A 25359-nucleotide genomic window follows, 5' to 3' on the forward strand; every position below is an offset into this window, starting at 1 on the left:
ACTGTTGTGATCTATCTCACTTTATAGTTTTTAGCTAAACAAAACGCGCGTAGCAATGTGATGTTCATCGCAATTTTATGTGCATAACACAGAAATTATAATTAATTATACGGTTATTGTTGTGCATTTTAACAATGCTATTCCGTATTGCTGTTTTTATACTGATAGCGTTTTAAAAGGTTTGTGGTAAAGCCTGCCAATGTGAGGTTTTATTGATGGTTCGTTTTGTTTAAAGCGTTCGAATAAATAAAATCATTAGTTTTTTAACGCTGGCAATGATGTTGGTTTGTTTGATTTGACATACTAATAACGATACTCAAGGGGATTTTATGAATTCCGATACGATTCTTGCACACAAAAAAACCTATGTGCGCTACATCATATTGTTAATTATATTTACCGTTACCGCGATAAATTATGCCGATCGCGCAACGTTATCAATAGCAGGGACCGAAGTCGCGAAACAATTACAGTTGGACGCGGTTCATATGGGGTATATTTTTTCCGCGTTCGGCTGGTCATATCTGGTTATGCAAATACCAGGCGGTTGGTTGCTTGACCGCTTTGGTTCAAAAAAGGTTTACGCCTACAGCATCTTTTTCTGGTCGCTGTTCACCTTCCTGCAAGGGTTTGTGGATTGGGTTCCCTTAGTGTGGGCGCCGCTGACCCTGTTTGTTCTGCGCTTTATGCTGGGCTTTTCCGAAGCCCCGTCTTTCCCGGCTAACGCTCGTATTACGGCGGCCTGGTTCCCGACGAAAGAGCGCGGTACGGCATCCGCCATTTTTAACTCGGCCCAATATTTCTCGCTGGCGATCTTTTCTCCGATCCTCGGCTGGCTAACCTATCAGTGGGGTTGGGAACATGTCTTTCTGGTGATGGGCGGATTAGGTTTTGTTCTGACCCTGATATGGATGAAGTTTATTCATAACCCAACTGATCACCCCGATATCAGTCCGCAGGAATTGGAATATATTTCTAAAGGCGGCGCTGTCGTCGATATGGATCATAAAAAGGAAAGCGGCAAGAAAGACGGTCCGAAATGGAATTATGTAAAACAACTGCTCACTAATCGCATGATGCTGGGCGTGTTTATGGGGCAATACTTTATTAACAGTATTACCTGGTTCTTTCTCACCTGGTTCCCGATTTACCTGGTTCAGGAAAAGGGCATGTCTATCCTGAAAGTCGGATTGATTGCCGCTATTCCGGCGCTGTGTGGTTTTGCGGGCGGCGTGTTGGGCGGCGTGGTATCGGATATGCTGCTGAAGCGCGGCTTCTCATTAACCGCCGCCCGTAAAATCCCGATTGTATTAGGTATGTTGTTGGCTTCAAGTATTATTCTTTGCAATTACACCGACAGTAATATTCTGGTCGTTTCATTGATGGCGCTGGCTTTCTTTGGCAAAGGATTCGGCGCGTTAGGCTGGCCGGTTATTTCCGATACCGCACCGAAAGAAATTATTGGTTTGTGTGGCGGCGTGTTTAACGTTTTTGGCAACGTAGCCTCAATCGTAACGCCACTGGTGATCGGCTATTTGGTGAGAGAACTGCATTCATTTAATAGCGCGCTGATTTTCGTTGGCGTCTCCGCACTGTTGGCTATGTTTTGCTACCTGCTGGTCGTCGGGGAAATTAAACGCATGGAGTTAAAGAAAAATTAATGATGGGTGATGACGGTTTCCATTATTCATTACCGCGAATGTTAATTAACGAACCGTAATTAAATAGAAGGTTATTATGAGTAATACGATATTACCTAACCATTTTCGCCAAAATTTACGCCAGGGGAAAAGCTTGATTGGCTGCTGGTGCGCGCTGGGTAATCCCATTTCAACCGAAGTGCTGGGGCTGGCGGGGTTTGACTGGCTGGTTCTGGACGGCGAGCACGCGCCGAACGATATCGGCACTTTTATTCCGCAGCTCATGGCGCTGAAAAACAGCGTCAGCGCGCCGGTCGTTCGTCCTCCCTGTAATGAACCGGTGATTATTAAACGGTTGCTCGATATCGGCTTCAATAATTTTCTAATCCCCTTTGTGGAAAGTGAAGAAGAAGCCATCAGAGCCGTGGCTTCCACACGCTATCCGCCGGCCGGGATCCGCGGTGTTTCCGTTGCGCATCGCAGCAACGCCTATGGGACGGAGCCCAACTATTTCGCCACTATTAACGACAACATTACCGTCCTGGTACAGATCGAGAGCCAGCAAGGCGTCGACAATCTGGATGCCATCGCCGCCGTTGACGGCGTTGACGGCATTTTTGTCGGGCCGGGCGATCTCTCCGCCGCGCTGGGTTATTTAGGCCAGCCCAATCATCCGGATGTCCAGCGGGTTATCCGCCATATCTTTGAACGCGCCGCCGCGCACGGCAAGCCCGCCGGTATTCTGGCGCCGGCCGAGGCCGATGCCCGCCGCTATCTGGAATGGGGCGCGACTTTTGTGGCGGTCGGCAGCGATTTGGGCGTATTTCGTAGTGCCACGCAGGCACTGCATGACAAGTTTACGCAGTGATTTCAGCGCAGTGACAAATACATCAGACATGAGGTGACAACGATGAAAATTGGCTTTATTGGACTGGGCATTATGGGAAAACCGATGAGTAAAAATCTGCTGAAAGCCGGTTACTCATTAGTGGTGATGGACCGTAATACCGAGGCTGTGGCGGAAGTGGTTGCCGCTGGCGCAACGTCTGCGGATTCGCCGAAGCTGGTGGCGGAACAGTGCGACATCATCATCACCATGTTGCCGAACTCTCCGCATGTAAAAGAGGTGGTGCTGGGCGACAACGGGGTGATTGACGGCGCGCGCGCCGGTAGCGTCGTGATTGATATGAGTTCGATTGCGCCGCTGGCCAGTCGTGAAATTGCCGCGGCGTTGGCGGGAAAAAACATCGGCATGCTGGATGCGCCCGTCAGCGGCGGCGAACCGAAAGCGATTGACGGCACGCTGTCCGTGATGGTCGGTGGCGACAAGGCGCTATTCGATCGCAGCGTCGACATCATGAAAGCCATGGCCGGTTCGGTGGTGCATACCGGTGATATTGGCGCCGGCAACGTCACCAAACTGGCGAATCAGGTTATCGTCGCGCTGAATATCGCCGCGATGTCGGAGGCGTTAGTGCTGGCAACCAAGGCGGGCGTCAATCCGGAGCTGGTGTATCAGGCTATTCGCGGCGGGCTGGCGGGCAGCACGGTGCTGGATGCCAAAGCGCCGATGGTGCTGGATCGCAACTTTAAACCGGGTTTCCGCATTGATTTGCATATTAAAGATCTGGCCAACGCGCTGGATACCTCGCATGGCGTGGGCGCGCAGCTGCCGTTGACCGCCGCCGTGATGGAAATGATGCAGGCGCTGAAGGCGGACGATCTGGGAACGGCCGATCACAGCGCATTAGCTCGCTACTATGAAAAATTAGCTAAAGTTGAAATAACGCGGTAGGCATTACGTGATGGTTGTCGAAGCGGCATACATGGTGGTATGCCGCCTCGGTCGTCGGGGACATCATTCTGATAAACGCCGGTTCAGCAGTTCGGATTGTTGATGAAATCGGATCGTTTATGAAATCGGATCGTTTATGAAAATAGTTATCGCACCGGATTCTTATAAAGAAAGTATGTCGGCACAAGATGTCGCCGCGCAAATTGAGAGGGGGTTTCGTGACGTGTTTCCCGATGCCTGCTATGTCAAATTGCCGGTTGCCGATGGCGGGGAAGGGACCGTTGAGGCTATGGTGGCGGCCACCAATGGACGGATTGTCAATGTTAAGGTCACCGGTCCGTTAGGCGATAATATTGCCGCTTTTTTTGGGCTGTCGGGCGATGAAAAAACGGCCTTTATTGAAATGGCCGCGGCCAGCGGTCTGGAACAGGTGCCGGCTCAGCAGCGTAATCCGCTGTTAACCACCAGCTACGGCACCGGCGAGTTGATTCGCTGTGCGCTGGATCACGGCGTGGAGCATTGCATCATCGGCATTGGCGGCAGCGCCACCAATGATGGCGGCGCGGGGATGGCGCAGGCGCTGGGCGCGAAGCTGCTTGATGCCTCCGGCTCACAGATTGGTTTTGGCGGCGGCGAACTCGATAAATTGGCCAGCATTGATATCGGCGAGCTGGATGCGCGCATAAAAAAATGCCGTTTTGAGGTGGCGTGTGATGTCACCAATCCGCTGACTGGTGAACAGGGCGCGTCGGCGATTTTTGGTCCGCAAAAAGGGGCGACCGACCAGATGATTGAGCAGTTGGATAATGCGCTCGGGCATTATGCTGAAGTCATCCGCCATGATCTGGATACCGATGTAGAACAGGTTCCCGGCGCGGGAGCGGCCGGCGGAATGGGCGCCGCGTTGCTGGCGTTCTGCGGCGCTGATTTGCGGCAGGGAATCGAGATCGTCACGGAGGCGTTGGGGCTGGATGAGATCGTGCGGGACGCGTCGTTGGTGATTACCGGCGAAGGCCGCATTGACAGTCAGACGATTCACGGCAAGGTGCCGATTGGCGTCGCCAGAGTGGCAAAACGTTACGATAAGCCGGTTATCGGTATTGCCGGTAGTTTGACCGCGGATGTCGGGGTGGTGCATGAGCATGGTCTGGATGCGGTATTCAGCGTGTTGTACCACATCTGTTCGCTGGAAGAGGCGCTGGATAACGCCGCGGAAAATGTACGCATGACGGCGCGTAATATCGCCGCCACCATCAAACTATCGCAGGGATTATCCTAGTGACTGATGCGCTATCCGGGAATGAAGGCAGGCGCGGTCCGTAGCGCGCCTGCCTTGATACTCACTGCGGAGCGGTAATGTTCAGGTGTCGCCGGGCCGCTTTGCTGACATTATCGATTTCATCCAGCAGTTCCAGCCACTCCGGTTCCAGTTCGCTGGCATCGATCCCTTTGCGAAGCTGCTGCTCCAGATAACAGCAGATCCGTTTCAAGCGCGGAACGCCGCTGTAGCTACAGCTGCCGTGTAGTTTGTGGATCAGATCGACGAGGGTATCGCTCGGCTGATCGTTCATCATGTCCTCAACCTGCTGGCGGACCTCCGGCAGAAAGTCCAGCAGCATCTGTAACAGTTCGCGCGCCAGTTCCGGCTTATTGGCCGCCTGCTGCTGCGCCAGCGTCCAGTCCAGAGACAGTTGTCTATCCTGATGTTCATCCGCTACGGGAGACGTCTCTTCGATGTGAGAATAGCGGGACAACACTTTTTTCAGCATCTGCTCGTCAATCGGTTTCGCCAGATAATCATCCATTCCGGCCTGTAGCAGATGATCGCGCTCATCGCTCAGGGTATGGGCGGTAACGGCGATAATCGGCGTTTCCGCGTGATTGGGCAACTGGCGAATCAATTCACTGGTGCGGATGCCGTCCATGCCCGGCATCTGAATATCCATAAGAACGATGTCAATGTCCTGCTCTCTGGCTTGAGAAATGGCCTCCGCGCCGTTTTCACACAGAATGATTTTTTCTACCAGTTCTTCCAGCAGGGCGCCGATCAATTTCAGATTGGCCGGGTTATCATCCACCGCCATTACGCTTAGCGGCAGCCGTTCGGCAGGGGATAACGGCGGCTGCGGCGCCTTGGTGCTTTCCGGCAGAAGAGGCAGTTGGAAAAGCGAATTATCTTGCAGCAACGGCAATAGCCGGGGGGCGGAGATCGGTTTGCTCAGGCAGGCGTGAACGCCAAACAACTTCAACTGTTCAGCGTCCATCTGCGCAAGGCTGGGCAGCGCCAATATCACGCAGGGCGCGCGCCGGCAAACGTCGCGGATCTTGGGCGTGTAGTCGAGCAGCGTATTGCGGTAATGCACGGGAATGCCCAGCAGCAGAATATCATAAGGCGCATTGGGGAGCTGTTCGAGCGTAGCGCTGTAGCTTACCGTTAATGGCGTTTGGCTCAGAATATCCAGCGTGGCCTGCGCCGCCGCCGGATTGGATTCAATGTACGCCAGACTTTTGCCGCGCAGCATGCGATACATATTATGTTTGGGCGTGGCCTGGGGGTTTAACGGCAGATTGATATGGAACCAGAATGTGGAGCCTTTGTTTAACTGGCTGTGGAAACTGATATCGCCGCCCATCTCTTTGACCAGCCGCTGCGTGATCACCAACCCCAGCCCGGTTCCCCCGTGGCGCCGTGAAATACTGGTGTCTGCCTGCCGGAATGCCTGAAAAAGCTGTGACTGCTGCCGTTCGGCAATGCCGATGCCGGTATCGCGGATTTGAATTTCCAACTGAACGATATGGCGTTCCTGACGGCGTTTTTCCACCCGGATATCAATGTTGCCCTGTTCGGTAAATTTAATGGCGTTGCCCAACAGGTTGGTGATGATTTGCTGGACCCGCATCGGATCGCCGACGAACTGCTCCGGCACATCATTTTGTATGTCGAGGGTAAGCTCCAACCCTTTTTCATGCGCGGTATGGGCCAGTAGCATGACCACTTCATCCAGCGTGTTATGCAATGAGAAGGGAATGTTTTCCAATACCAGTTTGCCGGCTTCCAGCTTGGAGAAATCCAGCACATCATTAATGATATTCAGCAGGTTATTGGCGGAACGCTCAATGGTCAGCAGATAGTCGGTCTGTGTGGGATTCAGCGATGTTTTCAGCATCTGGCGGGTAAAGCCAATCACGCCGTTAAGCGGTGTTCTTAATTCGTGCGACATATTCGCCAGGAACTCGGATTTGATTCGCGCCGCTTCCTGCGCCCGTTTTTTCGCCAGATCCAGCTCGACATTCTGGATCTCCATCTGTTCAAGCGTCTCCCGCAGATCGTAAGTCGCCTGATCGATGTTCTGCTGCATCTCTTCGTGATAAGCGGTTAACGACATGGCCATCGAATTAATGCCGTTTTTCAGCATATTCAACTCACCCAGCATATGACCTTCGACCCGGCTGTCCAACTGTCCACGCCGGATCCGATCAACCGTTTCGACCATATTGCGGATCGGGGCGGTGACGTCCCGCATCAGGCGATAGGCAAACAGCGCCGCCACCCCCATACAGAGCAGCAGTAGCAGACCGGCGACGCAAATTTCCTGATATTGCAGGAGTTTGATGGAATTGATATCCAGCTCAACGGCAAGGTAGCCGATAGGCGCCATGGCGTTGAACAAGGTCGGCTTTATGTTATGGGCGAACTCACTGTCGGCCATGATGGGCATATGCAGGATCAGTAAGTTGCCCGAATGGTAGAGATGCGGCTCGCCGTAACCGGGCGTCTCTTTGGTCTGATGTTCGGGGACGTCTTCGTGACGAATATTGGTGGTGACGATCAGCCGATTTTGATCGTCAAAAATACTGATCGCTCTGATGACATCGGAATGGCGGCGATGAAGGGTATTAATCAGCGGCTGCAGCGTGTCCCACTGATTTTTGGCAATGGCATAAGCGCTGGCCACCGCCAAGGGTTCAATGATACTGGCTCCCGTATCGGCCAATTGCGCCTGCAATTGGTTATACCGGTTGATGCCGAAAAAGATGCTGAGTAGCAGCCCGATCAGTAATGTCGGCGCTAGAATCAGTATTAACATGCGCGCACGCAGACTGTATTTGGTCATGGGGCTCCAATGTGGGAGAATTAAGCCTGTATCCGTCATACTTCAAGTCGCAGGCGTCCTGTAACTCGAATTAGTTAGAGCATTACCCTGCATCTTGCAATCTATTGGGTATCAATCAATATTCAGCTTAAAAATTAGGGTTGTTATAAACCGAATCATAAATTATGGCGCAATTCTACTCTCCAAACCGGCGTGTGACGACCCGGCAAACAATAACCGTCGCGGTAGACGACCTTGATCCGTTTGGTCAAGGGGTTGCTCGCCATCAGGGTAAAACCATTTTTGTTACCGGCGTTTTACCGGGAGAGCAGGCGGAAGTGCAACTGACGGACGAAAAACGCCAGTTCGCGCATGCCAGGCTCAAACGTTTACTGACGCGCAGTCCGCAACGCGTGGAACCGCAATGCCCGCATTTTAACGTTTGCGGCGGATGCCAGCAGCAACATGCCGATATTGCGTTACAGCAACGCAGCAAAGCATCGTCGTTAATGCGCCTGATGACGCGCGAAACGGGCGTGACCGCACAGGCCGCCGCTCCCATAGCCGGACCGGCGTATGCATACCGGAGACGGGCGCGGCTTGCGTTATACTATCAGGCGAAACAGCAGCGCCTATTGATGGGATACCGGCAGGCGGGTTCGCACGATCTGGTCAATATCCGCGCCTGTCCGATATTGCGGCCGGAGCTGGAAGCGCTGTTGGCGCCGTTGTATGCATGCCTGAGCCGCTTACAGGCGGTGAAACGATTAGGGCACGTTGAGCTGGTGCAGGCGGATAACGGTCCGCTGCTGGTGTTACGCCATCTGGATCCGTTGAGCCAGGCGGATAGCCAGGCGTTACGCGACTTCGCGCGGCAGCATGCGGTATCGGTCTATCTGGCCGAAGATGCGCAATCCCTGACTTGCCTGTACGGCGAAGCCCCGGTGTACCGGGTCGCGGGGTTAACGCTGGCATTCAGCCCGCGCGATTTTATTCAGGTCAATGATGCGGTCAATCAGCAGATGATCAATCAGGCGTTGTCCTGGCTGGATGTTCAGCCCCAGGACCGGATCCTGGATCTGTTCTGCGGCATGGGTAATTTTACGCTCCCGCTGGCGCAGCGGGCGGCCAGCGTCGTCGGCGTTGAAGGCGTGGTCGCGTTAGTGGACAAAGGACGCGAGAACGCCCGGCGCAACGCCCTTTCCAATGTCACATTTTTTCACCAAAATCTTGAGGATGACATCACTCGGCAGCCTTGGGCCGCTCAAGGTTTTGATAAAATATTACTCGATCCGGCACGGGCTGGCGCCGCGGGCGTCATGCCGCAGATTGTCAAACTGTCGCCCCGGCGGGTGGTTTATGTTTCCTGTAACCCGACCACGCTGGCGCGCGACAGCAAAATATTGCTCGATGCCGGTTATCGGTTGTCGAATGTGACGATGCTGGATATGTTTCCACATACCGGACACCTTGAATCGATGGCCTTGTTTGTGCGCGATTCCGGTGAGGCGAATACCCGGTAACTTCAGGAAGGCAGGCGGCTGACGCCTCTTCGACTTGAAAGATGATGGGTATAACTCTAAATAATTCGAGTTGCAGGAAGGCGGCAAGGGAGTGAATCCCCGGGAGCTTAGATAACTAAGTGACTGGGGTGAATGAGGGCAGCCAACACACCTGCAACTTGAAGTATGACGAGTATAAGTAGGGAGAAATTATGGTTGCGGTAAGAAGTGCGCATTTGAATACGGCTGGCGAATTCGTACCTGACGCGTGGATTGCTTCACTTGGAATAACCAGTCAGCAATCGTGTGAACGTTTAGCCGAAACCTTGCATTACTGCGAGCAACGAACCCAGGGCCACCCCGATGCCATGCTGCTGTTGTGGCGGGGTATCGAGATGGTGGAAATTCTGTCCACGCTGAGTATGGACAATGACAGCATGCGTGCGGCGCTGCTGTTCCCGCTCGCCAATGCCGACGTGGTGGATGAAGACACGCTGGGCGAACAATTTGGCAAAGGCATCATGGATTTGGTGCACGGCGTGCGCGATATGGACGCTATTCGTCAGCTAAAAGCCACGCAGAATGATTCCGTCGCCTCAGAGCAGGTGGACAATATCCGCCGTATGCTGCTGGCGATGGTGGAAGATTTTCGCTGCGTGGTGATCAAGCTGGCGGAGCGAATCGCCCACCTGCGTGAAGTGAAAGACGCCCCGGAAGAAGAACGGGTGCTGGCGGCGAAAGAGTGTACCAATATTTATGCGCCGTTAGCCAACCGGCTGGGGATCGGGCAGCTCAAGTGGGAGCTGGAAGACTTCTGTTTCCGCTATCTGCATCCTGATGAGTACAAACGGATTGCGAAGCTGCTGCACGAGCGCCGTATCGATCGCAAACAGTACATTGATGACTTTGTGAAAACGCTGCGCGCCGCCATGAAAGAAGAGGGCGTGCAGGCGGAAATCTATGGGCGGCCTAAGCATATCTACAGCATCTGGCGCAAGATGCAGAAAAAATCGCTGTCATTTGACGAACTGTTTGATGTGCGGGCGGTGCGTATCGTGGTGGAGCGTTTACAGGATTGCTATGCCGCGCTGGGTATCGTGCATACGCATTATCGCCATTTGCCCGATGAGTTTGATGACTATGTCGCCAACCCCAAACCGAACGGCTACCAGTCTATTCACACGGTGGTGCTGGGGCCGAAGGGCAAGACGCTTGAGATCCAGATTCGTACCCGGCAGATGCACGAAGACGCCGAGCTGGGCGTAGCGGCGCACTGGAAGTATAAAGAAGGCACGGTCGCCGGCGGTCGTACCGGTTACGAAGGTCGGATTGCCTGGCTGCGCAAGCTGATCGCCTGGCAGGAAGAGATGGCGGATTCGGACGAAGTGCTGGATGAAGTGCGCAGTCAGGTGTTTGACGATCGGGTCTACGTGTTTACGCCGAAAGGCGATGTGGTCGATCTGCCTGCCGGCTCGACGCCGCTGGATTTCGCTTACCATATTCACAGCGATATCGGTCACCGCTGTATCGGCGCGAAAATCGGCGGACGGATTGTTCCGTTCACCTATCAGTTACAGATGGGCGATCAGATAGAAGTGATCACGCAGAAGCAGCCGAATCCAAGCCGTGACTGGCTGAACCCCAACCTGGGTTACATCACCACCAGCCGCGGACGATCCAAAATTCATAACTGGTTCCGTAAACAGGATCGAGACAAGAACATCCTGGCCGGTCGTCAGATTCTGGATGATGAGTTGGAACATCTGGGGATCAACCTGAAAACGGCGGAGAAACTGCTGCTGCCGCGCTATAACGTGAATTCTCTGGATGAGCTGTTGGCGGCGATTGGCGGTGGGGATATTCGTCTTAACCAGATGGTGAATTTCCTGCAATCGCAGCTTAAGCAGCCCAGCGCCGAAGAGCAGGATCGTGAAGCGCTGCGTCAGCTGACGCAGAAATCCCCGCCGCCGGCCACGCGTAACAAGGATAACGGGCGTGTCGTCGTCGAAGGGGTCGGCAACCTGATGCACCATATTGCGCGCTGCTGCCAGCCGATCCCGGGGGATGATATCACCGGGTTTATCACCCGCGGGCGGGGGATTTCCATTCACCGGGCCGACTGCGAGCAACTGGAAGAACTGCGTAGCCATGCGCCTGAACGTATTGTGGATGCCGTGTGGGGGGAAAGCTATTCCAGCGGCTATTCCCTGGTCGTCAGGGTCACAGCCAACGATCGTAGCGGCCTGCTGCGTGATATCACCACCATTTTGGCGAATGAAAAGGTCAATGTGCTGGGGGTATCCAGCCGTAGCGATACCAAGCAGCAACTGGCCACCATCGATATGGAGATCGAGATCTATAACCTGCAGGTGCTGGGCCGCGTGCTGGCCAAGCTCAATCAACTGCCGGATGTGATCGACGCGCGCCGCCAGCAAGGGGGATAAATGGGTTTTGGGGCTGCCTTTTTGGTTTTTACAATGGCGTAAGAAATTACGCTGAGGCGGGCGACCCCGCGAATGAGCCGCAGGACGCGGCGAAAGCCAGTGCCGTGTCGGATAAAAATGCCGGGAGCATTTTTAAACAGCGTTTACGCTGGTCCGGTAGGGCGAGTCTCAGGGATGAGACGAGTATTCCGTCACTGGCGGTTCGGAAAAGGGGGCGAATGTCGAAGGAACCGCGCTAGCGGCGTGATTTCAGCCAAAAGCCCGGGTTCAAAGGGATGCGGCGTTTGAGCATCCCTTTGTCGGGCGTGGCGCAATGCGCCAGAGAAATACGGATATTTATCACGCACGAAATTTATCACTTGTCAGCATATGAAGAGCCTTTTGTTTAATTACTATCCGTATGTCACTATCCGCAGCATGTTATTTACCCTAATTTTAAATTGAGATAGCCAATGACTTCACCCGCTGTTGAGCGCTTGCTCGCCATAATGAAAACCCTGCGCGATCCGGAAAACGGCTGCCCGTGGGATCGTAAACAGACGTTTGACACCATTACCCCGTACACGCTGGAAGAGACTTACGAAGTGCTGGACGCTATTAGCCGTAAGGACTTTGACGACCTGCGCGGCGAGTTGGGCGATCTGCTGTTTCAGGTGGTGTTTTACGCGCAGATGGCGCAGGAGCAGGGGCTGTTTGATTTCTCCGACGTCTGCAACGCCATCAGCGACAAACTGGAACGTCGTCATCCGCACATCTTCGCGGATGCGGCGACGCCGGCAGACAGTCAAGCCGCGCTGGCGAGCTGGGAGCAGACCAAAGCGCAGGAACGATCTGAAAAAGATCGCCATTCACCGCTGGATGATATTCCTGATGCGCTGCCCGCGTTAATGAAAGCGCAGAAGATCCAGCAGCGCTGCGCCGCGGTCGGCTTCGACTGGGAGACGCTCGGCCCGGTGGTGGACAAGGTGTATGAGGAGATCGACGAGGTCATGCACGAGGCGCGTCAGGCGGTGGTGGATACGGAGAGGTTGGGCGAGGAGATCGGCGACTTGCTGTTCGCCACCGTTAACCTTTCCCGCCATTTGGGACACAAGGCGGAACGCGCGCTGCAAGAGGCCAATCGCAAGTTCAGCCGGCGTTTCCGTCAGGTGGAACAGATCGTTATCGAAGCTGGCAAAACGCTGGAGGAGGCCACGCTGGAAGAGATGGAGGCCGCCTGGCAGCAGGTGAAAACCAGGGAAAAACAGCGTTAACCGCCATACGCGCGCCGCCAACGGTTCCGTTTCAGACTGCCGACAAACCTTCTGGCTCCAACCCCAACCCAACACCTCCCCTTCGCAGGGGAGGGGAAAAAACCGCTATTTTTAATGTGTTAGCTCCTCCCCCTGACAAGGGCTGTCTCTTAGTCATATTTTTATGCGGACTTGGAGATAGTTTCGTGCGCCACAATGCCGCTATTTTCATGCTGCCTCGCAGCACGCGCCCGACATAGGGGGCTCAGACGCCAGCCCCCTATGAACCCCGGCTTGCGGCTAAATTATGTCGCTGCGCGATGACTTCGTCGGTATCAGGCTTAACGGACCGCTTGCGACACGGAATACTCGTCTCATCCCTGAGACTCGCCCTAACGGGCCAGCGCAAGCGCTGTTCAAAAACGCTCCAGGCGTTTTTGTCAGACGTGGCGCAAGCTTTCGCCGCGTCCGTGCGGCTCATCCTAAGCCTGCTATCTCCTCAGCATAATTTCTTACGCCGGATAACGGCAAACCCCGTCATAGCCCCTACATTTGTGACTAAGAGACAGCTGACAAGGGGGAGGCCGGGTAGGGGGTGCTAACATGGGCGCCTATCTCCCCTAGAACGCCGCACGGCGAGTCATCAACCGGTCTGATGACCAATCCGATAGCTTTTCCTGATGGCTCCCTGAATATTCATGCGTCACATCCTCGCTAATGGCGCGGCTTTTTGCCATTGCGGTTTTTCTTGCGGACCCGCACGGAAAATGACGGTCTTTGTTTCATCTCGAGCTGTGTTTAGGCTCAAGACATGAATAGTTGAGACCAGTTGTTTTTCAGGAGTCTTTTATGACGCTGTATTCGAATCAGGACGCGTTTGTTAACGTAAAACCCTATCCTTTCTGGCTGGATACGCTCGCTGAGGAAGCGCCGGCCCCCGAATTGCGGGACAGCATTTTCTGCGATCTCGCCATCGTCGGCGGCGGTTACACCGGCCTGTGGACGGCACTGCTGGCCCGTCGGCGCTGGCCGGAAAAAAAGATCGCCGTTATCGAGGCCAAGCGCTGCGGTTCCGAAGCGAGCGGCCGCAACGGCGGCTTTTGCTCCCCAAGTATTTCTCATGGCGTTTCCATCGCGGCTAGCCGCTGGCCGCAGGAAGCGGAAAAGATTATTGCCATGGGGATAAACAACCTGGATGAACTGGCGGCGGATCTGGATGATTGGGGCATGCAGATTGAATTTGAACGTACGGGGCAGTTGAATCTTGCCCGCCATCCCTGGCAAATAGAGGGATTGCGTTCGATGCAGGAGGAATACCAGCACTTCGGCCTGGCGTGTGAATTTCTGGAAGGCGACAAACTGGCCGAGAAGGTAAACACCCCCTTTTATAGCGCCGGGCTTTTTGAGCCGAATTACGCTCTGGTCAATCCGGCTAAAATGGTAAGTGAACTGCGCCGGGTTTGTTTGTCGCAAGATATCGCCCTGTTTGAAAACAGCCCGGTGACCACATTGACGCCTCATAAACGGCATGTCCTGTTACAAACGCAGTCCGGTGAGGCCATCGCCAAACAGGTGGTGCTGGCAACCAATATCTCCAAGCCGCTGCTGCGTCACCTGGAGTCGACCGTGATCCCCGTCTATGACTATGCGATCGTCTCCAATCCGCTGAGCCAGCAGCAGTTGGAGGCGATTGGCTGGATTGGACGTCACGGCATCTCCGATAGCGGCAATAAGTTCCACTATTTCCGCAAAACCGCCGATAACCGTATTCTGTGGGGAGGATACGACGCCATCTATCATTTCGGCAGCCGCCGCGACGAGTCGTTGACCCAGCGGCCTGAAACTTTTAACCGTCTTGCCGAACAGTTTTGCGAGGTTTTCCCCGCCATCAAGGATATCGGATTCAGTCATGCCTGGGGCGGCATCATCGACGCGTCTGCCCGTACGACGTTTTTCACCGGCTGTGAAGCCCAGGGCAAGATCGCTTACGCCTTGGGCTTTACCGGATTGGGCGTCTCGGCCTGCCGTTTCGCTGCGCTGAACATGTTGGATCTCCTCGCCGGGGAAAAAACCGCGCGTACCGAATTACGTATGACGTCCAGGGCGCCGTTCCGCTTTCCGCCGGAGCCGCTGCGTTTTGCCGGGGTACAGATGGCCGTCCGTTCATTGGCGCGTGAAGACCGGGACGGGCATCGGAACTTTCTGCTGAAAACATTCGATGCTCTCGGCATCGGTTTCGATTCCTGATCGTGCGGGGTTTCTTGCCGGGGAGCCTGGCACGGGGGATGACCTGAGGGCGCTTGTTCTCCGGTAGGGTGATGGTATAGGGCGGTTGTTCTTTTATAGTATGAACCGGCGATTATGTGATGAATCAGCGATGAGAATGATAATGGACGATGATATCCACTGGCCTGCTCAGCTTGAAACCGCGCCTTACCCTTCGGGTACGGCAAATATTCACACGCAGACGGTCATGATGAATTATTACCAAGCCTGGTGGCAGCGCGACATCGACTGGCTCTTGAGCCTGTTTTCTCCGCAGGTGGAGTATAACGACTTTTTTCAAGGATGCCGCATTGCGCCGGATGAGCTGCGTGACTATCTGTATGCCTGCCTGTCGAAATCGACGGAAGAAACACTGCACTACATCGATCGTCTGCGCGTCGACGAAGATACCGCGACCCTGCAATACCAGACGCCGCTCAGCGGCAGCGATAACCGCGCCGTTATCTGCTGCTGCGAGGTCGTTACCGTTCGTGACGGTTTGATTATCCGGGTAAACGAGTACGCGTCCCTGCTGTCCCAGCGTAAGACGCCGCAGGAAGACGCGCGCCAAAGGGTGACGATCCAGCGGCTGGGGTTGTCCGCCCGGCAGTTGAGCATTATGACCAACGATATTCAGCAGTACTTTTCCCAGCAGCGGCCCTATCTGAACCCCGAACTGGACATGACTCAGGTTGCGTCTTCCACCGGCTATACCCGTAACCAGATTTCCTTCTTTCTCAATCAGGTGATGGGCTGCACGTTTTACCAATATCTCAACCGGCTTCGGTTGCGCCATATATTGACGCAGTGGGACAGCGATCCGAGTCCGCTGCCGCGCATTGAAGATGCGTCCAAGGCCGCGGGCTTTCACTCGTTGTCGACTTTTTACCGCTGTTTTCGGGAGGAGACCGGGATGTCGCCGAAATCCTACCTACAGCAAAAAATTTCCGGGAGAAATTTTTGACGTCGCCTAGCGACGGCCGTAGGGGGCGGCCAGGGACGGCACGCCACAAAAAATTTCCGGGAGAAATTTTTGACGTCGCACCAGCGACGCATTCTTTATGTTTACCGTAACGTGGCCGATTTATCCGCGCGACACCAGGGAGACAACATGATGCACGACCAGCTATATATCGACGGCGAATGGCAAACGGCGGAGCGGGGCGCCCGTTTCGCGGTGTTCAATCCGGCCACCGAGGAGCAGATACGGCATGTCGCCGCGGCCGGCGCGGAAGATGTCGGGAAGGCGGTCGCCGCGGCCAGACGCGCCTTCGATGAAGGACCATGGCCGCGGCTGAGCGGCAAAGAGCGCGCCGGTTATCTGCGTTCCATGGCGAATATCATGCGTCAGCGCCAGGCCGCGCTGGCGCAGCTTGAGGTTGAGGATAACGGCAAACCGCTGCCGGAGGCCCAGTGGGACATCGACGATGCCATCGGATGCTTCGAGTACTACGCTGATTTGGCCGAAGGCCTGGATACGGAAGAACAGTGTATACCGCTGCCGGATGAACGTTTTAGCTGCCGGGTGGTGCGTGAGCCGATGGGCGTCGCCGGCCAGATCATTCCCTGGAATTACCCGCTGTTGATGGCCGCCTGGAAAGTCGCGCCGGCATTAGCCGCCGGTTGTACCACCGTACTCAAACCCTCGGAACTGACGCCGCTGGGGGCGCTGGAGCTTGCCGCCATCGCCGACGCGGCAGGCCTGCCGGCGGGGGTATTGAACGTCGTAACGGGGCTGGGCGCCGAGGCGGGCGCGCCGCTCTCCAGCCATCCCGGCGTCGACAAGCTGGCCTTTACCGGCAGCGTGCCGACCGGGCGCGCCATCATGCAGGCGGCCGCTCAGGATATCAAGAACGTCAGTCTGGAGTTGGGGGGCAAATCCGCGTTTATCGTTTTCGATGATTGCGACATTGAGGCCGCCGTGGAGTGGACGCTGTTCGGCATATTCTGGAATCAGGGACAGGTCTGTTCCGCTACCTCGCGCCTTCTGGTGCAGGAAGGCATCTATGAACGCCTGATCGAACGGTTGATAGACGCAACCCGCCGCATTCGTATCGGCGCTGGCGGGCAGCAAGGCGTTCAGCTTGGTCCCTTAATCAGCGCCGGGCAGTACGACAAAGTCCTACAGGCGATCGAGCGCGGCAAACGCGAGGGCGCCACGCTGGCGTACGGCGGCCGGCGTCCCGCGCATTTGGATCGGGGCTGGTTTATCGAACCCGCGATATTTCTGGATACCCCGACGGAGAGCGCGCTGTGGACGGAGGAAATTTTTGGCCCGGTGCTCGCCGTTCGCCGCTTTCGTGATGAAGAGGAAGCGGTGCGCCTGGCGAATGACAGCCGTTTCGGTCTTGCGGCGGCGGTCATGTCGGCCGATACGCAACGGTGCCGGCGCGTCAGCCGGGCTTTGCGCGCCGGCATCGTGTGGGTTAATTGCTCGCAGCCCACGTTTACGCAGGCGCCCTGGGGAGGATACAAGCAAAGCGGAATCGGCCGTGAGCTGGGCGCCTGGGGGCTCGACAACTATCTGGAGACCAAGCAGATCACGGAATATACCAGTGAGAGCCCGTGGGGATGGTATCTGAAGCCCCATAACTGAAGCCGCCGTCGGCTCCGTAGACGTTCGGTTTCTCCGCCGGTCGAATCCGTTGCGGTTATTCCGCCGGCGGGCGAATGCGCCGGGTTTTTGGCGGCGTGTTTATCAATATCCGGGACGATAATCCGTCCAGGCCGGTCGAGTGCCTGTCGTCCGGGGTTTTTACAGCACAACATCTGTTTTTCCTATTTCTCATCTCCAGTATTTTATTCTATAAATAAGACTACGAACTAGGATATTTCACGATATTCATCTGAATAACTTATGTATTTCGCTAATAAATAGTAAATAAGTGGTCGATAAATTCTGTTTTCGTGAGGGCTTGTCCCTGTTCGTCGTCATGACACGTTAAAAAACACGCCCGTAATACACATCATCGTTTTTTAATTACCCCCTTGGTATGGAGGAAGCAACGGATGTTTACCCAATGTAAAAAATGGTTTCCGAGGGCTGTTGCAGGCTTGCTGATGGCGGTGTCCGCCGCCGCGTCTGCGCAAGGGAAGATATTGCATATCTACAACTGGTCCGACTATATCGCCCCGGATACGCTGGAAAATTTTCAGAAAGAGAGCGGCATAAAAGTCGTTTACGACGTTTTCGATTCCAACGAGGTGCTGGAAGGTAAACTGATGGCCGGAAGCACCGGGTTCGATCTGGTTGTGCCGTCGGACAGTTTCCTTGAGCGGCTGCGGACGGCGGGCGTTTTCCAGCCGTTGGACTGGAGTAAAATGCCGAATGCGAAAAATCTCGATCCCGCACTGATGAAGCTGGTCGCCCAGCACGATCCGGGCAACAAGTACGCGGTGCCTTACCTGTGGAACACTACCGGGATCGGCTACAACGTCGATAAGGTGAAAGCGGTGCTGGGCGACGACGCGCCGCTGGACAGTTGGGATCTGGTGCTGAAGCCGGAGAACCTTCAGAAGCTGAAAAGCTGCGGCGTCGCGTTCCTGGATGCGCCGGAGGATATCTTCGCCGCCGTGCTGAACTATCAAGGGAAAGATCCCAACAGCGACAACGAGAAAGATTACACCCAATCCGCCACCGATCTGCTGCTGAAGCTGCGTCCCAACATCCGCTACTTCCACTCCTCACAGTACATCAATGACCTGGCCAACGGCGACATCTGCGTGGCGATCGGTTGGTCGGGCGACGTCATTCAGGCGGCCAACCGCGCCGATGAGGCGAAGAACGGCGTAAACATTGCCTACATCATCCCGAAGGAAGGCGCGCAGGTGACTTTCGACCTGTTCGCCATGCCGGCGGACGCCAAGAACGCGGATGAAGCCTATCAGTTTCTGGATTACATCATGCGGCCGGCCGTGATCGCCGGTATCAGCGACTATGTCTTCTACGCCAACGCGAACAAAGCGTCGGAGCCGCTGGTCAGCGAAGAGGTGCGCGACAATCCGGGCATTTATCCGTCGGATGCGGTGCGCGCCAAACTGTTTATGACGACGGATAAGTCACCCCGGCTCGATCGTGCCCGCACCCGTGCCTGGGTCAGGGTGAAAAGCGGTCAATAAACAGGAGAACAGGCGGTTGACCGCCTGTTTGCATGATCGATGCGTCGTGGCTGGTGGCTATGACGCCGTTTTCTGCTTCCGCCGGAGGACATAGCAAGTGAAAGAAGCGATTTCCCAGTCAAAACCCCAGAAAGCTGCGATGCCTCTGTTGGAGGTGCGCAACCTGACCAAGACCTTCGACGACGGGCAGGCCGCGGTCGATGATGTGAGCCTGACGATCTACAAGGGAGAGTTATTTGCGCTGCTGGGCGCATCCGGTTGCGGCAAGTCCACATTGCTGCGCATGCTGGCCGGATTCGAACATCCCACGCAAGGACAAATCGTGCTGGACGGGCAGGATCTGTCCATGGTGCCGCCGTATCAGCGCCCGATCAATATGATGTTCCAATCCTACGCCTTGTTTCCCCATATGACGGTGGCGAAAAACATCGCCTTCGGCCTGACGCAGGACGGGTTGTTCAAATCCGAGATCAACGATCGGGTGGATGAGATGCTGGCGATGGTGCATATGCAGGAGTTCGCCGACCGCAAACCGCACCAGCTTTCCGGCGGCCAGCGCCAGCGTGTGGCATTGGCGCGCAGCCTGGCCAAGCGTCCGAAGCTGCTGCTGCTCGACGAGCCCATGGGCGCGCTGGACAAGAAACTGCGCGACCGCATGCAACTGGAGGTGGTCGATATCCTGGAGCGGGTCGGCGTGACCTGCGTGATGGTGACGCACGACCAGGAAGAGGCGATGACCATGGCCGGACGCATCGCCATTATGAACCGCGGCAAGTTCGTGCAGATCGGCGAACCGGAAGAGATCTACGAACACCCGAGCACCCGTTTCAGCGCCGAATTCATCGGTTCCGTCAATATGTTCGAAGGGCTGCTGAAGTCGCGCCAGGATGACGTGCTCATCATCGAGAGCCCGGGGCTGGATCATCCCCTGAAGGTGGATGCCGACGCTTCCGTGGTGGATGGCGTGCCGGTGTACATCGCGCTGCGCCCGGAGAAGGTCGTGCTGTGCGACGAGATACCCGCCGACGGCTGTAACTCCGCCGTGGGGGAGGTGGTGCATATCGCCTATCTGGGCGACCTGTCCGTCTATCACGTTCGCTTGAGCAGTGGTCAGGTGATTAGCGCCCAACTGCAGAACACCTACCGCTACCGTAAAGGGGCGCCGACCTGGGGCGATGAAGTTCGTCTGTGTTGGGATGCGGACAGCTGTGTGGTTTTGACGGTATAGAGAGGAACGGATAATGACATTATTTCCCGAACATTCCACGGCCGAAACGCCGGGTAAGACCGGACTGTTGCCGATGATGGCCCGCTGGCGCCTGAAATACGGCCGTAAGCTGGTGATCGCCCTGCCGTACCTGTGGTTGCTGTTGCTGTTTATGCTGCCGTTCCTGATCGTGTTCAAGATCAGTCTGGCGGAAATGGCCCGCGCCGTACCGCCTTACACCGATCTGATGTCCTGGGAAGACGCGCGTTTGGCGATCGTGCTCAACCTGGATAACTATCTGCATCTGCTGAGCGATCCCCTGTATGTCGAGGCGTATCTGCAATCGTTGCAGGTGGCGGCGGTATCAACCCTGTGCTGCCTGCTGGTGGGCTATCCGCTGGCGTGGGCGGTGGCGCACAGCCAGCCGTCGATGCGCAATATTCTGTTGCTGCTGGTGATTCTGCCCTCCTGGACCTCGTTCCTGATCCGCGTCTACGCCTGGATGGGCATCCTGAAAAACAACGGCGTGCTGAACAACTTCCTGCTGTGGCTGGGGGTCATCGACCAGCCGCTGGTGATCCTGCATACCAATCTGGCGGTCTATATCGGCATCGTCTATTCCTATCTGCCGTTCATGGTGCTGCCGATTTATACCGCGCTGACCCGGCTGGATTATTCGCTGGTGGAAGCGGCGATGGACCTGGGCGTGCGTCCGATGAGAACTTTCGTCAGCGTCATCATACCGCTGACGAAAGGGGGAATCATCGCCGGTTCGATGCTGGTATTCATTCCCGCGGTGGGCGAGTTCGTGATCCCCGAACTGCTGGGCGGGCCGGACAGCATCATGATCGGCCGCATCCTGTGGCAGGAGTTCTTCAATAACCGCGACTGGCCGGTGGCGTCGGCGGTGGCGACCATTATGCTGCTGCTGTTGATCGTGCCCATCATCTGGTTCCACAGGCATCAGAACAAAGAAATGGGAGAGCCGGTATGAACAATCTACCCGTCGTACGCTCTCCCTGGCGCATTCTGATCCTGGTGTTGTGTTTCACCTTCCTGTACGCGCCGATGCTGATGCTGGTGGTGTACTCGTTCAACAGCTCCAGGCTGGTGACCGTGTGGGCGGGCTGGTCTACGCGCTGGTATGTCGAACTGTTTCATAACTCGGAGATGATCAGCGCCGTGGCGCTGAGTTTGACCATCGCCGCCGCCTCCGCCACGATGGCGGTGATACTGGGATCGCTGGCGGCGGTGGTGATGGTGCGCTTCGGCCGTTTCCGCGGCGCCAATGGCTTCGCCTTCATGCTGACGGCGCCGCTGGTAATGCCGGACGTGATTACCGGCCTGTCCCTGCTGCTGCTGTTCGTGGCGCTGGGGCATGCGCTGGGCTGGCCGTCGGAGCGGGGCATGCTGACTATCTGGCTGGCGCACGTCACCTTCTGTACCGCCTATGTGTCGGTGGTGATCGCTGCCCGTCTGCGCGAACTGGATCGCTCCATCGAAGAGGCGGCCCTGGATCTCGGCGCGGGGCCGGTGAAGGTATTCTTCGTGATCACCGTGCCGATGATCGCGCCGGCGCTGATTTCGGGCTGGCTGCTGGCGTTCACCCTGTCTCTTGACGATCTGGTGATCGCCAGCTTCGTCTCCGGGCCGGGCGCGACGACGCTGCCGATGCTGGTCTTTTCCAGCGTGCGCATGGGGGTGAACCCGCAGATCAACGCCCTGGCGTCGCTGATTCTGCTGGTCGTCGGCGTTATCGGTTTTATCGCCTGGCGGTTTATGGCCAGAGCGGAAAAACAGCGGCAGCACGATCTGCAGAGGGCCGGACGAGGCTGAAGGCTGAAAGAGGGTAGGGCCCCTGGCGGGGAAAACGAATATTTGTGGCGTTCATCAGGTTCCGGTATACTACTTTCCCGTCCTGGTATTTCCATCGTCTTTAAACCTAAACTCTCAGGTTCAGCATGACAACTAATTATATTTTTGTGACCGGCGGGGTCGTCTCCTCTCTGGGTAAAGGCATTGCCGCAGCCTCACTGGCGGCTATTCTCGAAGCCCGTGGCCTCAACGTTACCATCATGAAACTGGACCCGTATATCAACGTGGATCCGGGCACGATGAGCCCGACACAGCACGGCGAAGTGTTCGTCACTGAGGACGGCGCGGAAACCGATCTCGATCTGGGTCACTACGAGCGTTTCATCCGCACCAAGATGTCTCGCCGTAATAACTTCACCACTGGTCGAATCTACTCTGATGTACTGCGTAAAGAGCGTCGTGGCGACTACCTGGGCGCCACGATTCAGGTTATTCCCCATATTACTAATGCGATCAAAGAACGCATCCTTGAAGGCGGCGAAGGGCATGATGTGGTGCTGGTTGAAATCGGCGGAACCGTCGGTGACATCGAATCCCTGCCGTTCCTTGAGGCGATTCGCCAGATGGCGGTTGAAGTGGGTCGCGAGCATACGTTGTTTATGCATCTGACGTTGGTGCCTTATCTGGCCGCGGCCGGCGAAGTAAAAACCAAACCAACCCAGCATTCGGTAAAAGAGCTGCTTTCCATCGGTATTCAGCCGGATGTTCTAATCTGCCGCTCCGATCGTACCGTGCCTGCCAATGAGCGCGCAAAGATTGCTTTATTCTGTAATGTGCCGGAAAAAGCAGTAATCTCCCTTAAAGATATTGATTCCATTTATAAAATCCCGGCGCTATTGAAATCTCAGGGCCTGGACGATTATATTTGTAAACGATTCAGCTTGAACTGTCAGGAAGCGAACCTGTCAGAGTGGGAACAGGTCGTTTACGAAGAAGCCAATCCGGGTGGTGAAGTGACCATCGGCATGATCGGCAAATATGTCGCATTGCCTGATGCTTATAAGTCCGTCATTGAAGCGCTTAAGCATGGCGGACTGAAAAACCGCCTGACAGTGAACATCAAGCTTATCGACTCGCAGGATGTTGAAACCCGCGGCGTCGAAATATTGAAAGACCTGGATGCTATCCTAATCCCTGGGGGATTTGGTTATCGTGGCGTTGAAGGTAAGGTCATGGCGGCGCGTTATGCCCGCGAAAATAATGTTCCTTATCTGGGCATCTGTCTGGGAATGCAGGTCGCGCTGATGGAATTTGCCCGTAATGTCGTCGGTATGGAAGGGGCAAACTCGACGGAGTTTGTGCCAGACTGTAAGTACCCGGTGATTGCGCTTATCACGGAATGGCGTGATGAGGATGGCAATATCGAAGTTCGCAGTGAAGATAGCGATTTGGGCGGCACCATGCGCGTCGGCGGGCAACAATGCCATCTGGCCGAAGGCAGCCTGGTGCGCCAGCTCTACGGCGAACCGACGATCGTTGAACGTCACCGCCATCGTTATGAAGTCAACAATATGCTGTTGAAGCAGATTGAAGCGGCGGGATTGCGTGTAGCGGGTCTTTCCGCCGATCGCAGACTGGTGGAGATCATCGAATTACCCGATCATCCATGGTTCGTGGCTTGTCAGTTCCACCCGGAATTCACATCGACGCCGCGTGATGGACACCCGTTGTTTGCCGGCTTTGTAAAAGCTGCCGGCGCGTACCAAAAGCGCCAGGTGAAGTAAGTAAGGTTTTGCCAGCGCCGCGCGGTCTTTGCGATCGCGCGGTGCTCGTCTGAGGTTTTAGTTTAACTGTACTGAGGAAAATCTAATGTCCAAAATTGTTAAAGTCATCGGTCGTGAAATCATCGACTCACGCGGAAATCCAACTGTTGAAGCTGAAGTGCATCTAGACGGCGGTTTTGTTGGTCTGGCTGCCGCGCCATCAGGGGCTTCCACGGGTTCTCGCGAAGCGCTGGAACTGCGTGACGGTGACAAATCCCGTTTTCTGGGCAAAGGCGTAACTAAAGCCGTTGCCGCAGTAAACGGCCCGCTGGCTCAGGCTATCCTGGGCAAAGACGCGAAAGATCAGGCGAACATCGATAAAATCATGATCGACCTGGACGGGACTGAAAACAAATCCAAATTCGGCGCTAACGCCATTCTGGCCGTTTCTCTGGCTGTTGCCAAAGCTGCCGCCGCTTCCAAAGGCCTGCCGCTGTATGCTCACATCGCTGAACTGAACGGCACCCCGGGTCAGTACTCTATGCCTCTGCCGATGATGAACATCATCAACGGCGGCGAACACGCCGACAACAACGTCGACATTCAGGAATTCATGATTCAGCCTGTTGGCGCGAAAACGGTTAAAGAAGCGATCCGTATCGGTTCCGAAGTGTTCCATAACCTGGCTAAAGTTCTGAAAGCCAAAGGCATGAGCACCGCGGTAGGCGACGAAGGCGGCTATGCGCCTAACCTGGAATCCAACGCTGCCGCGCTGGCCGCCATCAAAGAAGCGGTGGAAAAAGCCGGTTACGTGCTGGGTAAAGACGTTACTCTGGCTATGGACTGCGCAGCTTCCGAATTCTATAACAAAGAAACCGGTAACTATGAACTGAAAGGCGAAGGTAAAACCTTCACTTCTCAGGAATTCACTCATTACCTGGAAGGCCTGACCAAAGAATACCCGATCGTTTCCATCGAAGATGGCCTGAACGAATCCGATTGGGACGGTTTTGCTTACCAGACTAAAGTTCTGGGCGACAAAATCCAGCTGGTTGGCGACGATCTGTTCGTAACCAATACCAAGATCCTGAAAGAAGGTATCGACAAAGGTATCGCTAACTCCATCCTGATCAAATTCAACCAGATCGGTTCTCTGACCGAAACCCTGGCTGCCATCAAGATGGCGAAAGATGCCGGCTACACTGCCGTTATCTCTCACCGTTCCGGCGAAACCGAAGACGCCACCATCGCCGACCTGGCGGTAGGTACAGCGGCCGGCCAGATCAAAACCGGTTCCATGAGCCGTTCTGACCGTGTTGCTAAATACAACCAGCTGATTCGTATCGAAGAAGCGCTGGGCGCTAAAGCACCGTTCAACGGTCGTAAAGAAATCAAAGGTCAGGCTTAATTTTTAGCCTTTTCCTATTTGCTGATAACGGCTCCTTCGGGAGTAATGCCGATCAGTTAAGGATCGGTTGAACGA

The 25359-nt window shown here is 55.4% G+C and carries 17 protein-coding genes; 16 read left to right on the plus strand and 1 reads right to left on the minus strand.

Translation table 11 applies throughout. From position 1 onward, the window contains the following. The first annotated feature begins 329 nt into the window (after nt 1–329). The 4 genes from ACN28R_RS00590 to ACN28R_RS00605 all read left to right on the plus strand — a co-directional run bounded on the left by ACN28R_RS00590 (nt 330) and on the right by ACN28R_RS00605 (nt 4714). A complete protein-coding gene (locus ACN28R_RS00590; protein ID WP_095833287.1) occupies nt 330–1661 on the plus strand; it encodes an MFS transporter in 1332 nt (443 codons plus the stop codon). Nucleotides 1662–1737: 76 nt separating this feature from the next. Next, a complete protein-coding gene (gene garL / locus ACN28R_RS00595; protein WP_095833288.1) occupies nt 1738–2508 on the plus strand; it encodes a 2-dehydro-3-deoxyglucarate aldolase in 771 nt (256 codons plus the stop codon). 21 nt (nt 2509–2529) lie between these two features. Beyond that, nucleotides 2530–3435, plus strand: a complete 906-nt coding sequence (gene garR / locus ACN28R_RS00600) for a 2-hydroxy-3-oxopropionate reductase (protein ID WP_095833289.1) — start codon at nt 2530–2532, stop codon at nt 3433–3435. A 136-nt stretch (nt 3436–3571) separates the two neighbouring features. Then, nucleotides 3572–4714, plus strand: coding sequence for a glycerate kinase (locus ACN28R_RS00605; RefSeq protein ID WP_095833290.1), 1143 nt, complete (start codon nt 3572–3574; stop codon nt 4712–4714). 61 nt (nt 4715–4775) lie between these two features. Here ACN28R_RS00605 and barA read toward each other — a convergent pair whose 3' ends face one another. Further along, nucleotides 4776–7550 (minus strand): two-component sensor histidine kinase BarA, encoded by a 2775-nt coding sequence (barA, locus tag ACN28R_RS00610; RefSeq protein ID WP_095833291.1) that lies wholly within the window; start codon nt 7548–7550, stop codon nt 4776–4778. Between the two features lie 164 nt (nt 7551–7714). Here barA and rlmD point away from each other — a divergent pair, with 164 nt between their 5' ends. The 12 genes from rlmD to eno all read left to right on the plus strand — a co-directional run bounded on the left by rlmD (nt 7715) and on the right by eno (nt 25284). After that, nucleotides 7715–9052, plus strand: a complete 1338-nt coding sequence (gene rlmD / locus ACN28R_RS00615) for a 23S rRNA (uracil(1939)-C(5))-methyltransferase RlmD (RefSeq protein ID WP_095833292.1) — start codon at nt 7715–7717, stop codon at nt 9050–9052. Between the two features lie 191 nt (nt 9053–9243). Beyond that, nucleotides 9244–11475 (plus strand): GTP diphosphokinase, encoded by a 2232-nt coding sequence (relA, locus tag ACN28R_RS00620; protein WP_095833293.1) that lies wholly within the window; start codon nt 9244–9246, stop codon nt 11473–11475. Nucleotides 11476–11927: 452 nt separating this feature from the next. Next, entirely contained in the window at nt 11928–12728 is an 801-nt protein-coding gene (gene mazG / locus ACN28R_RS00625; protein WP_095833294.1) for a nucleoside triphosphate pyrophosphohydrolase, read from the plus strand. An 828-nt stretch (nt 12729–13556) separates the two neighbouring features. Further along, nucleotides 13557–14954 carry an NAD(P)/FAD-dependent oxidoreductase gene (locus ACN28R_RS00630; RefSeq protein ID WP_048637661.1) on the plus strand — a complete coding sequence of 466 codons (1398 nt, stop codon included), beginning with the start codon at nt 13557–13559 and terminating at the stop codon, nt 14952–14954. 142 nt (nt 14955–15096) lie between these two features. Further along, nucleotides 15097–15936 (plus strand): nuclear transport factor 2 family protein, encoded by an 840-nt coding sequence (locus tag ACN28R_RS00635; RefSeq protein ID WP_048637662.1) that lies wholly within the window; start codon nt 15097–15099, stop codon nt 15934–15936. A 69-nt stretch (nt 15937–16005) separates the two neighbouring features. After that, the gene (locus ACN28R_RS00640) at nt 16006–17568 is read left to right on the plus strand and encodes an aldehyde dehydrogenase family protein (RefSeq protein ID WP_236840171.1); all 1563 of its coding nucleotides are present in this window, start codon (nt 16006–16008) and stop codon (nt 17566–17568) included. Nucleotides 17569–17981: 413 nt separating this feature from the next. Beyond that, nucleotides 17982–19091, plus strand: a complete 1110-nt coding sequence (gene potF, locus ACN28R_RS00645; RefSeq protein WP_048637663.1) for a spermidine/putrescine ABC transporter substrate-binding protein PotF — start codon at nt 17982–17984, stop codon at nt 19089–19091. 97 nt (nt 19092–19188) lie between these two features. Further along, nucleotides 19189–20319 carry a putrescine ABC transporter ATP-binding subunit PotG gene (gene potG, locus ACN28R_RS00650; RefSeq protein WP_095833296.1) on the plus strand — a complete coding sequence of 377 codons (1131 nt, stop codon included), beginning with the start codon at nt 19189–19191 and terminating at the stop codon, nt 20317–20319. Nucleotides 20320–20332: 13 nt separating this feature from the next. Continuing rightward, on the plus strand, nt 20333–21292 hold the full coding sequence (gene potH, locus ACN28R_RS00655; RefSeq protein ID WP_048637665.1) for a putrescine ABC transporter permease PotH: 960 nt from the start codon (nt 20333–20335) through the stop codon (nt 21290–21292). Then, the gene (gene potI, locus ACN28R_RS00660; RefSeq protein ID WP_095833297.1) at nt 21289–22134 is read left to right on the plus strand and encodes a putrescine ABC transporter permease PotI; all 846 of its coding nucleotides are present in this window, start codon (nt 21289–21291) and stop codon (nt 22132–22134) included. The genes potH and potI overlap by 4 nt, the downstream gene beginning before the upstream one ends. A 125-nt stretch (nt 22135–22259) precedes the next feature. Beyond that, nucleotides 22260–23897 carry a glutamine hydrolyzing CTP synthase gene (pyrG, locus tag ACN28R_RS00665; protein ID WP_048637667.1) on the plus strand — a complete coding sequence of 546 codons (1638 nt, stop codon included), beginning with the start codon at nt 22260–22262 and terminating at the stop codon, nt 23895–23897. An 85-nt stretch (nt 23898–23982) separates the two neighbouring features. Continuing rightward, nucleotides 23983–25284 carry a phosphopyruvate hydratase gene (gene eno, locus ACN28R_RS00670; protein ID WP_095833298.1) on the plus strand — a complete coding sequence of 434 codons (1302 nt, stop codon included), beginning with the start codon at nt 23983–23985 and terminating at the stop codon, nt 25282–25284. The last annotated feature ends 75 nt before the right edge of the window (nt 25285–25359 follow it).

It is taken from the genome of Brenneria goodwinii (assembly GCF_002291445.1).
Lineage (GTDB): Bacteria > Pseudomonadota > Gammaproteobacteria > Enterobacterales > Enterobacteriaceae > Brenneria > Brenneria goodwinii.

Excerpts from the sequence above, each read along its gene's own strand:
- ACN28R_RS00590 (WP_095833287.1), top strand. The coding sequence starts at position 330 with ATGAATTCCGATACGATTCTTGCACACAAAAAAACCTATGTGCGCTAC.
- garL (WP_095833288.1), top strand. The coding sequence starts at position 1,738 with ATGAGTAATACGATATTACCTAACCATTTTCGCCAAAATTTACGCCAG.
- ACN28R_RS00605 (WP_095833290.1), top strand. The coding sequence starts at position 3,572 with ATGAAAATAGTTATCGCACCGGATTCTTATAAAGAAAGTATGTCGGCA.
- barA (WP_095833291.1), bottom strand. The coding sequence starts at position 7,550 with ATGACCAAATACAGTCTGCGTGCGCGCATGTTAATACTGATTCTAGCG.
- rlmD (WP_095833292.1), top strand. The coding sequence starts at position 7,715 with ATGGCGCAATTCTACTCTCCAAACCGGCGTGTGACGACCCGGCAAACA.
- relA (WP_095833293.1), top strand. The coding sequence starts at position 9,244 with ATGGTTGCGGTAAGAAGTGCGCATTTGAATACGGCTGGCGAATTCGTA.
- mazG (WP_095833294.1), top strand. The coding sequence starts at position 11,928 with ATGACTTCACCCGCTGTTGAGCGCTTGCTCGCCATAATGAAAACCCTG.
- ACN28R_RS00630 (WP_048637661.1), top strand. The coding sequence starts at position 13,557 with ATGACGCTGTATTCGAATCAGGACGCGTTTGTTAACGTAAAACCCTAT.
- ACN28R_RS00635 (WP_048637662.1), top strand. The coding sequence starts at position 15,097 with ATGGACGATGATATCCACTGGCCTGCTCAGCTTGAAACCGCGCCTTAC.
- potF (WP_048637663.1), top strand. The coding sequence starts at position 17,982 with ATGTTTACCCAATGTAAAAAATGGTTTCCGAGGGCTGTTGCAGGCTTG.
- potH (WP_048637665.1), top strand. The coding sequence starts at position 20,333 with ATGACATTATTTCCCGAACATTCCACGGCCGAAACGCCGGGTAAGACC.
- potI (WP_095833297.1), top strand. The coding sequence starts at position 21,289 with ATGAACAATCTACCCGTCGTACGCTCTCCCTGGCGCATTCTGATCCTG.
- pyrG (WP_048637667.1), top strand. The coding sequence starts at position 22,260 with ATGACAACTAATTATATTTTTGTGACCGGCGGGGTCGTCTCCTCTCTG.
- eno (WP_095833298.1), top strand. The coding sequence starts at position 23,983 with ATGTCCAAAATTGTTAAAGTCATCGGTCGTGAAATCATCGACTCACGC.